The 8,822-nt window shown below is 45.9% G+C and carries 7 protein-coding genes; 2 read left to right on the forward strand and 5 right to left on the reverse strand.

Annotated features, from left to right (window positions below):
* Positions 1-438: 438 nt before the first annotated feature.
* Positions 439-2,454, reverse strand: coding sequence for a transketolase (gene tkt / locus QUB61_RS28615; protein ID WP_333133360.1), 2,016 nt, complete (start codon positions 2,452-2,454; stop codon positions 439-441).
* Positions 2,455-2,487: 33 nt separating this feature from the next.
* Here tkt and QUB61_RS28620 point away from each other — a divergent pair, with 33 nt between their 5' ends.
* Together QUB61_RS28620 and lysS are read left to right on the forward strand one after the other, a co-directional pair.
* Positions 2,488-2,769 carry a hypothetical protein gene (locus QUB61_RS28620; protein ID WP_333133361.1) on the forward strand — a complete coding sequence of 94 codons (282 nt, stop codon included), beginning with the start codon at positions 2,488-2,490 and terminating at the stop codon, positions 2,767-2,769.
* Positions 2,770-2,948: 179 nt separating this feature from the next.
* A complete protein-coding gene (gene lysS, locus QUB61_RS28625) occupies positions 2,949-4,502 on the forward strand; it encodes a lysine--tRNA ligase (protein WP_333133362.1) in 1,554 nt (517 codons plus the stop codon).
* A gap of 154 nt (positions 4,503-4,656) precedes the next feature.
* Here the strand turns inward: lysS and QUB61_RS28630 are convergent, their stop codons facing one another.
* The 4 genes from QUB61_RS28630 to def form a co-directional block, all read right to left on the reverse strand.
* Positions 4,657-5,256: a TerD family protein gene (locus QUB61_RS28630; protein WP_333133363.1), complete on the reverse strand. Its 600-nt coding sequence runs from the start codon at positions 5,254-5,256 to the stop codon at positions 4,657-4,659.
* Positions 5,257-5,469: 213 nt separating this feature from the next.
* Positions 5,470-7,017: a TerD family protein gene (locus QUB61_RS28635; RefSeq protein ID WP_333133364.1), complete on the reverse strand. Its 1,548-nt coding sequence runs from the start codon at positions 7,015-7,017 to the stop codon at positions 5,470-5,472.
* Positions 7,010-7,579 carry a TerD family protein gene (locus tag QUB61_RS28640; protein WP_333133365.1) on the reverse strand — a complete coding sequence of 190 codons (570 nt, stop codon included), beginning with the start codon at positions 7,577-7,579 and terminating at the stop codon, positions 7,010-7,012. The genes QUB61_RS28635 and QUB61_RS28640 overlap by 8 nt, the downstream gene beginning before the upstream one ends.
* A 452-nt stretch (positions 7,580-8,031) precedes the next feature.
* On the reverse strand, positions 8,032-8,565 hold the full coding sequence (gene def / locus QUB61_RS28645; RefSeq protein ID WP_333133366.1) for a peptide deformylase: 534 nt from the start codon (positions 8,563-8,565) through the stop codon (positions 8,032-8,034).
* Positions 8,566-8,822 lie beyond the last annotated feature (257 nt).

Consider the following 8,822-nt stretch of genomic DNA (forward strand, 5'->3'; position numbering starts at 1 on the left):
GTAATTTAACCCAATTACTTATAACCTCTCTCAAATTTTTGAAATATACAGTCTTGGACGCACCGGGGGCTAAAAACTCGGTTTCTGGGTAGATGCCTCGTTGCCAAACCGACTATTGTCCTAGAAACTGGCTTTTCTTCCGTAACTATTAATATAGCAATTCTCAATGATTCGCGACCTGTAGCGAGCTCTAGGTTGGGTAGAACGAAGTGAAACCCAATATTCCGATTTGAGATTTGAGATTTTAGCTTTTCCTTCCTTCTTCTTTATCTTCTAGATAACTAAAGCCTTCTCTCCTCGATAACTAAAGCCTTCTTTCATCCATCCGTTATATCCGTTACATCCTCAGAAAGCGAATCCGTTGCCTCCATTCTTCCTTCTTCTATAAAAAATGGGGCGAGCCTGAAGCCCGCCCCACCAAAAATTATGCTGCTGCTATTAACCCAACAGCCCCTGAGCCTTAGCTACCACATTATCAACGGTGTAGCCAAACTTTTCTAAAGCAACTGGGCCCGGTGCAGAAGCGCCGAATCGGTCGATGCTGATGCTGTCGCCTTCGGAACCCAAATAACGTCCCCAGCCGAAGCTACAAGCTGCTTCAACTGCCAACCGCTTAGTAACAGCTTTTGGCAGTACAGATTCGCGGTAAGCGGCATCTTGTAAGTCGAACAATTCCCAGCAAGGCATCGAAACTACCCGCACTTTATTGCCTGCGGCGCGCAATTTTTCAGCGGCATCAACGCAGAGGTATGTTTCGCCGCCGGTGCCGATTAAAATGATGTCGGGAGTGCCGCCGTCGTCGGACAAAATGTAAGCGCCTTTGGCTGTTCCTTCGATCGAGCTTCCAGCCAAATTGGGCAAGTTTTGGCGCGACAGAGCCATTAAAGTTGGGCGGGTGCGGCTTTCAACTGCCACTTTGTAAGCGCCGGATGTTTCGTTACCGTCTGCTGGGCGCATTACCAACAAATCGGGAATTACGCGCAGAGAAGCTAAAGTTTCAACTGGTTGGTGAGTCGGGCCGTCTTCGCCCAAGGCTACGGAGTCGTGAGTCATTACATAAATAACTCCAGCTTCCGAGAGTGCAGAGAGGCGAATTGCTCCCCGCATATAGTCAGCAAATACCAAGAAGGTTGCGCAGTAAGGAATTAAACCGCCGTGCAGGACCATACCGTTGGCGATCGCACCCATGCCGTGTTCCCGCACACCAAACCGCAAGTTACGTCCTTCGTACTGACCTTTTTGGAAGTCTTTTTCACCCTTGAGCAAAGTCATGTTAGAAGATGCCAAGTCAGCGGAACCGCCGATCAATTCAGGTAGGACACCTGCCAAAGCATTCAAACATTTTCCAGAATGATTCCGAGTCGAATCTGCCTTATCTTCCGGCTTGTATGTCGGCAAAACTTGATCCCAACCTTGAGGAAGTTTGCCGGCAACGCTGCGCTCATATTCTGCAGCTTCTGCAGGATAGGCTGCTTTATAAGCATCAAAAGCTTTGTGCCATTCTTGCTCAGCTTGAGCACCGCGATCGACTGCTTTGCGGAAGTGTGACAAAGCATCATCAGGAATCTCAAACGGTGCGTGTTCCCACTTCAAGAAATCGCGAGTTGCTTTCACTTCATCGCTACCCAAAGCAGCACCGTGAGCACTGTAAGAATTGCGCTTGTTGGGAGAACCGTAACCAATGATGGTGCGGACTTTAATCATGGACGGTTTGTCCGTGACTTTTTTGGCTTCTTCAATAGCTTTGTGAACTGCTTCTAGGTTAGTATCTTCGTCTAGAGCGGTATTGTCTACTGTAATAACGTGCCAGTTGTAAGCTTCAAAACGCTTGCCGACATCTTCAGTAAAGGCCAAGCTTGTGTCGCCTTCAATAGAAATGTGATTGTCATCGTACAAGGCAATTAATTTGCCGAGTCCGAGGTGTCCGGCCAAAGAACAAGCTTCGCCAGAAACGCCTTCCATGTGGCAGCCGTCACCCATGATGACATAGGTGTAGTGGTCAACAATGGTGTGGTCGGGCTTGTTATACTTAGCAGCGAGGTGAGCTTCTGCCATTGCCAAACCGACGGCATTAGCAATTCCTTGTCCCAGGGGGCCGGTGGTAACTTCTACGCCTTCGGTCATGAAGTTTTCGGGGTGTCCGGGGGTTCTGGATTCCCACTGGCGAAATTGCTTGATGTCGTCGAGGGTGACGCTATCGTAGCCGGTCAAGTACAGGAGGGCGTACTGCAGCATACAGCCGTGGCCGGCGGAGAGGACGAAGCGATCGCGATTAAACCACTTGGGGTTTTTGGGGTTGAACCGCATGAACCGATCCCACAGCACGAAGGCCATAGGGGCAGCGCCCATTGGCAGTCCCGGGTGTCCTGATTTTGCTTTTTCTACCGCATCGATGGCCAGAAAGCGGATAGAGTTGATGCAGAGTTCTTCGAGTGATTGGGTTGCAACAGCCATAATTCTGGTTTTTATATGTAAGAGAGAGTGTGTGTGGTCGATTCTGACAGAGGTGCGATGAGTCGAGTTCGATCGAGGACGATCGTCTCTGCTGTTCAGTTTCTGTGGAACTGCCGTGAGGCTGCACTACATATCATCTCACCAGTTGCGATCGACAGACAACTTAATTTTTTAATGTTTCGGCCGCTTTGTGCAGTCGATCGCAAATTGTTATCGGAGATATTTCTGGGGCGAGTGCGGCTGTGTGCGATCGGTACTCATGAGCGTGTAACTTACTTATTTGGCAAATTGGCTCTTAAAGCCACCCTGTTATGATAGAGTTTGGTGTTTCTGACATCTTGCAGCTCGATCGCGAACAGGCAAGATGCCTGTTCCACAAAGAGTGAATTTTCTTGCGGGGAGTAGGGGTTGGGCTCTTCTAGCCCACCCGATCGCACGATCGCCAGAATAGTGCAAGATGTCAGATATTTGTAATTTTAATCAGGCAATAACTAATGACTCTGAGTGAAGCCGAAGCCCGCAGTAAAAAAGTAGACGAACTGCGATCGCAAGGCATAGAACCGTATCCCAGTCAATCCTACGCGCGATCGCACACAGCCAAGCTTGTTCGCGAAATATTTAGTCAGCCGGGAAAAGAACTCGAAAACGGAGAAAGTGACCCCGAAGAAATTTCCCTGCGATTAGCCGGCCGCATCACTTCCAAGCGAGACAGCGGCAAAATTGGTTTCATCGATTTAAAAGACGCCACAGACAAGATTCAACTCAAAATCGAGAAAGCAATCGTCACCGGCGAAGTCGGTTTGAGCTTTGAACAAATTAAAAAATTGCTCGATATCGGCGATTTTGTCGGCGTCGAAGGTATCGGCTGCCGCACCCCCAGGGGAGAACTTTCTATTTTAGTGAGGGAATTAAAGCTTTTATCAAAAGCTACCATTCAATTTCCCGATGCTTATTACGGAATTAACGACCCCGAAGTTTGCCGCCGTCACCGCGAAATGGATTTGGCAAGCAACCAAGATGCGCTCAACCGTTTTATGCTGCGCAGCCGCATCGTCCAAAGCATCCGTTCCTATCTCTGGCAAGCCGATTTTTACGAAATAGAAACGCCGACACTGCAAGCTATTTATGGCGGTGCTGCTGCTAAGCCATTCATCACTCACCACAATGCTTTGGAAGTGGATTTGTATTTGCGAGTCGCTCCCGAACTGTTCTTGAAAAGGGCAATTTGCGGCGGTTTCGAGCGAGTATTTGAACTAGGAAAAGCCTTTAGAAATGAGGGCATTGATAGCACGCACAATCCCGAGTTTACCTCTTTAGAAGTTTACCAAGCTTATGCTGATGTTTTCGACATTTTAGGAGTTGTAGAAGATGTGATTTGTTTCGCGGCGGCGGCTGTATTTGGGGATGTCAAGGAAATTGAAAATCAGGGGGAAAGGATTAGTTTAGAACGTAAGTTCGACTACAGCGAAAAGTATCCCGGTTTCAGCGGCAAACACTGGCAAGTGAAAACGATGGTAGAATCTGTCAGAGACGAGTTTGCTCTGGATTTTGACAGTTTGGACTTAGAAAGTGCGATCGCCTCTGCAACCAAACTAGAATTGCACCTGTCTAAATTAGAACAACAGAGTTTAGGCTACGTGCTGTATGCGGTTTTTGACAAATTAGTTGTTCCCAAACTAATTCAACCTACATTCATCATCGACTATCCTGTCGAAGTCAGTCCCTTAGCAAAAGGACATCGCAGCAAGCCGGGATTTGTAGAACGTTTCGAGCTGTTTATCAACGGTACAGAATACTCGAACGGATTCTCAGAATTGAACGATCCGAAAGAGCAAAGAAAGCGGTTTGAGGAACAGTTAGCACAGAAAAATGCGGGCGATGATGAAGCGCATCCAATGGATGAAGACTTTATTCAAGCGCTATCTTTGGGAATGCCTAATTGTGCGGGAATGGGTATCGGTGTAGACAGATTGGTGATGCTTTTAACTAATACTCAAAGCATCCGAGATGCGGTAATGTTCCCGACAATGCGGCCTGTTAAAGATTGATTGGAGTAGCTTTTTTGCAGATGTCTAATAAGTACATGGGGATTTTTTTACCGCAGATATCAGCGGATTAACACAGATAAACGCAGATGAAATTCCATCTGCATTTATCTGCGTTTATCTGCCTTTATCTGCGGTAAAAAAAACATTTTTAATATCACCGGATAAACGAACCGACAACACCGTTAAAATCTTCAGCCAAAGGATTTCCCACAGCCTTAAATTTCCACTCGCTGCCTTCTCGATAAACTTCTCCCATCAACATATTTAATTTTCCTTCATAAGAAGGGTCATTTGACAAGCGATAGCGAGCTATTTCTTTACCTGTCGCATCTACAGCTCTCACAAAAGCATTTTCTACCAGGCCAAAATGCTGTTTTCTCTCTTTGCCATTGTAAATATTAACTCCAAAAATTATTTTGTGATATTGTGCTGACAAAGAGCTCAGTTTCACCAATATTTGTTCGTCGTCTCCGTCTCCCGCACCCGTGAGATTGTCACCTGAGTGAACAACTGCTTTGTCCTTTGACTCCAAATTAGAGTAATAAATTACATCCTCTTTGTAGTTATTTAATTTGCCATTTTCTCCTAGCAGCATAGCGTAGGAATCTAAGTCAAAATTTGGACCGCTGCTTCGGCCGAAAATACTTTTTTTAACTTTCGCTACATCCCAGCCCAAAGCCATTGTCAGTCTGGACAAGTCGTATTCGCTTTTGCTGAGAACGATGGATTGTCCTTTGGTCAAGTTGATAGCCATATTTTTGTGATTTTGTAAGGTTTATAGTGAACGGGACTAAGGCAAAGTGTCACAGGTGCGATCGACTTTTAGGGTGCGTCAGGCGAAGTTCTAGACTGATTATCGAGAATGTGGGTGTCTGACGCACGTTACTAATACTGCCAGTTGCGTAAATCCTAGTGAAGTAGAATGATTGCCCTAAGCTACCCTTTTATTTGGCTGCAAAAGCTGTTTCTAGGGTAAGAGATTTTTGAGTCGCGCTGATTTTACCCAATGCGGATATTCTGCTGTCAACAAATCGTATAATTCCTCATCTGCAATATGTTCCGGGTCTTCTAAACTGAAGAAATCGGCGTTGTCTAGATAGCGCGAGCCCATTTCGTCAAGCTGTTCTAAAAAGCTAAAATCGCTCGCTACGGCTCTTGCTAACCACCCGCGAGCTCCCTTACTTTTGACATCTTTCTGCGACTTGCCGATTGCCATAAACTGCCAAAATATCGGCTCGCGGGAGGACCATTGTAGCTGCTGCTTGCTTTCCGATTCGTCCGCAGTTTCTCCATCAGTTACAAACATCACGTAGACAGGTCTATCGGCTTTAATAGGTGCGTAGCGCCTGCTACCGCGAGCGTCAGGAAAATAGAAGTTTCTAATTTCCTTCATCACTTTACCGTAGTAAGTACCTCCTTCTAAAGGATACTGTTGCAGTATATAGTGGATGAAGTTTGAGAAATTGTCGATCGACATTTCACCGGGATTGTGGGCGTTGACTCCAAACAGAAATATTTCGATGGCTGCGTTGTCATCAAACCGACATCCCAAAGCCAAAATCTTCTCTGCCAAACGCTGAATTTTTCCTGAACGGTATAGGGAAGACATAGAAGCAGAAATATCGAGGCAAAGCGCTACTTGAGCATTGTGATTTGTTAGATTTGCTTTCTTGAGCGAGATATCGGCTTTTTTAGCGAGATTGAAAATGTGCGGCGCTTTCTCCTGAAGCTTTTTGTCTAATGCTATAGCTTTCTGACTTTTGCTGCTATCTTCAAGAACTGGTAATCTAGGTTCTGCTGGCTTTTGTTGCTGTTGCATCTCTGAATGATACTTGTCAACAAAACTCTGCAACCCTGCTTTATATCCTTGTCCTACGGCCTGAAATCTCCAAGCTGCATCATTTTTATACAACCGTCCAAATTCGACTGCTGTTTCTTCAGAAAAAGCTTCTGTTAAATCATACCGCGCTAGTTCGCTGCCGGTTTCGCGATCGTACAATCTGATAAAAGCATTTCTGATTTGGCTGAAATTTTGATGTTTAGCGTGTGCGTCGTGAATCGTGACCACAAAAACCATTTCCTCAACAGCAGCCGTTACTTTTTCTAAGTCTACATAAATTGTCTCGTCATCCCCTTGAGTTTGACCTGTTTGATTATCTCCCGAATGGGCGATCGCTCCGTCCGGCGACTGCGAGTTATTGTAAAATACAAAGTATCTTTCATCGGGAATTTTGCCGTCTGAACCTAACGCAAAAACCGAGGCATCGATATCGCAGCTTTTCTGGTTTGAGTCAGATAAACTTAGTTCAGTTGCTATTTCCCACCCCAGGGCGATCGCAACTTTTGTTAAATTAGGGGATGTTTTAGAAAGATTAAATCTTTCGCCCTTCTTTAATTGAATTCCCATCTGGTTTATCACCTCATGAGTCTGATTGCTTAAAATCGAGGGAAACATTCCTGCTTCCGAATTTCCCCTCGATTTATTTAGCTGAGGATCGCCCGGGCGATCAGGCATACTTGTCTACAAAGCTCTGCAAGCCTGAATTATAGCCTTGACCTACAGCTTGGAACCTCCACTCGCCGTCTTTCTTGTAAAGTCTGCCAAACTCTACCGCAGTTTCCCTAGAAAAATCCTCGTCCAAATCGTACTTAGTTACCTCTGTGTTAGTAGTAGTGTCGTAAATCCTGATAAAAGCATTCCGCACTTGACCGAAGTTTTGCCTTCTCGATTCTGCTTCGTGGATAGTTACCACAAACACAATTTCTTGCACCGCCGGATCGACTTTGGTTAAATCGACTGTAACGGTTTCATCATCGCCAAATCCTTCTCCGGTTCTGCTATCTCCCAGATGTATTACAGAACTGTCCGGCGACTCCTTGTTGTTGTAGAAAACAAAGTATTGTTCGCCGGGAATTTTGCCAGTAGCCCCCAACATAAACACGGAAGCATCTAAGTCAAACGCTGCGCCCGTGTCTGTAGCGTTGATATCCCATCCCAAACCAATCCCGGCATTTTTCAGCCCGGGTGCTTCTTTCGATAGATTGATTCTCCCGCCTTTTTCCAAATTGATAGACATTCGCCCTCCTGCGTGCAAAATCTGTAATATTACTGATAACAATTATACAAACTGTCAGAGCAGCTTGACAAATTGCTGCTGATACTCGTTTTCGGTCAATCGATTTGAGATTTGAGATTTGGGATTTGAGATTGTAGAATTGAGCCCGCGGATAAATCCGGGGGCTTTGTACCCTGAATGCTTGCGGCTACAGCAGGTTGACAATTTGCTTTTGGTACTCATCTATCGATTTGAGATTTGAGATTTTGGATTTGAGATTGGATAATTGAAGAATTGACCCTGCGGATGAATCCGGGGGCGTGTACGCTGGATGCTTTTGGTTAAAGTAGCTTAACAATTTGCTTTTGGTACTCATATATCGATTTGAGATTTGAGATTTGGGATTTTAGATTGGATAATTGAAGAATTGACCCTGCAGATGAATCGGGGGCTTGTACGCTGGATGCTTTTGGTTAAAGTAGCTTGACAAATTGCTGCTGGTACTCATCTTCTGTCATCAGTTCGTGGGTACTTTCCACTCTGTCTAAAAACACGATTCCATCTAAATGGTCGTGTTCGTGTTGAAAAATACGCGCTACAAAGTCTGTCAATTCTTGTCGCTGGAGTTTGCCCTCTCTACTGGTGTATTCTATCTCGATCGCCCTACTTCTCGGCACCAATCCCCGAATCCCCGGAATGCTCAAACAGCCTTCCCAGTCTTTGACTGTCTCTGTTGAGCTAGCCACAATCCGGGGATTAATCATCGCTGTGGGCTCCATGCTGGGTGCTTGGGGATAGCGCAGGTTGGGGCGCGATGCGACGATGAACAGGCGATCGGACTGAGCCGCTTGAGGGGCGGCAATCCCCACTCCGTTTGCCTGCTGTACTGTAAAGATTAAGCTGTCAATCAACTGTTGAATGCGATCGTCCTTAATATTCTCGACAACTTGCGACCGGCGGCGCAGCACGGGATTTCCTAATTGTGAGATTTGCAAGATTTCTGCCATAGTTATTGGTTAGTCGTTATTGGTTAGTGGTTATTTGTTAGTGCTTAACTACTGACAAATTATTATAGCGGTTCTCAAAAAAGTGAGGTATGCCCTATGCCCACGGAGGCCACGGAGGCCACGGAGGCCACGGAGCCCTATGCCCATGAGTACCTCATATGAGAGCTCGAAAGGCTATATTTCCTTCTTCCTTCTTCCTTCTTCCTTCTTCCTTCTTCCTTCTTCCTTCTTCCTTCTTCCTTCTTCCTTCTTCCTTC

It is taken from the genome of Microcoleus sp. C2D2 (genome assembly GCF_036702495.1).
Classification (GTDB): Bacteria; Cyanobacteriota; Cyanobacteriia; order Cyanobacteriales; family Microcoleaceae; genus Microcoleus.

What these genes read in the sequence shown, in the direction of transcription:
- tkt (WP_333133360.1), bottom strand. Translation starts at nt 2,454, where the DNA reads ATGGCTGTTGCAACCCAATCACTCGAAGAACTCTGCATCAACTCTATC.
- lysS (WP_333133362.1), top strand. Translation starts at nt 2,949, where the DNA reads ATGACTCTGAGTGAAGCCGAAGCCCGCAGTAAAAAAGTAGACGAACTG.
- QUB61_RS28630 (WP_333133363.1), bottom strand. Translation starts at nt 5,256, where the DNA reads ATGGCTATCAACTTGACCAAAGGACAATCCATCGTTCTCAGCAAAAGC.
- QUB61_RS28635 (WP_333133364.1), bottom strand. Translation starts at nt 7,017, where the DNA reads ATGCCTGATCGCCCGGGCGATCCTCAGCTAAATAAATCGAGGGGAAAT.
- QUB61_RS28640 (WP_333133365.1), bottom strand. Translation starts at nt 7,579, where the DNA reads ATGTCTATCAATTTGGAAAAAGGCGGGAGAATCAATCTATCGAAAGAA.
- def (WP_333133366.1), bottom strand. Translation starts at nt 8,565, where the DNA reads ATGGCAGAAATCTTGCAAATCTCACAATTAGGAAATCCCGTGCTGCGC.